At 76.6% G+C, this 733-nt stretch carries 1 protein-coding gene; it reads right to left on the bottom strand.

Annotated features, from left to right (window positions below; translation table 11 throughout):
- Window positions 1–733, bottom strand: a 733-nt coding sequence (locus tag AC1D15_RS35610; RefSeq protein ID WP_477829799.1) for a WD40 repeat domain-containing protein, incomplete at both ends; no start/stop codon positions are given.

The following is a 733-nucleotide window of genomic DNA, read 5'->3' as shown; positions in this document are numbered from 1 at the left end:
GAACAGCCGCACGCCGAAGCCGGGCCAGCCCGGGCGTTGCACGGCGACGAGTTCGTCGCCTTCGGCGCGGAACACCGCGCCCATCAGGCCGCCGACCACGCCGGTGTCGGCGTTCTGCGGACGCCGCCGGAACAGCAGCCTGCCRTCGTCGACCGACCACACCCGCAGCTCGCTCGCATCGGCCGTGATGGCGGCCAGCCGCCGGCCGTCGGGGCTGAAGCCGAGGCGGCCGACATCGCCGCTGCCTTCGAGCACGCGTGGCGGCGCCGCCGTGCCGCTCGCCGCCGATGCCGGCCACAGCACCACGCCCGCGTCGGTGGCCGCCACCACCTGCCGGCCGTCGGTGCCGTAGGCCACGCTGTGCACGGCGCCCGGCGGGGCCGGCCAGGCCAGGCGGCGCTGCGGCCGCAAGGCCGGCAGGCCGAGCTCCCACTCGTCGACGCCCTCCGCACCGGCCACCAGCAGGTGCTGCCCGTCCGGCGCCAGCACGAGCGCATCGACCGGCCCGACCAGGTCGCGGGTCAGCCGCTGCGTCGCCCAGCGGTACTGCGTCGCCTCGATCACGGCGGGTGCCACGGCGTTCTGCCGCTGCGGGTCGCGCTCGAAGACATCGTTGGCGAGCGCCAGGCTCTGCTCCGCATTGACCGCCGCGACGCTGCCGGCGCGCGAGGCCAGCATCGACAGCCAGGTGTCGTCGCGCTGCTGCTGCGCCGTGGCCATCGCCGCCCGTGCC

It is taken from the genome of Rhizobacter sp. P2_H2, from assembly GCF_056403375.1.
Note: the sequence above shows the minus strand (reverse complement) of the source record. Positions and strands in the feature narration are given on the sequence as shown.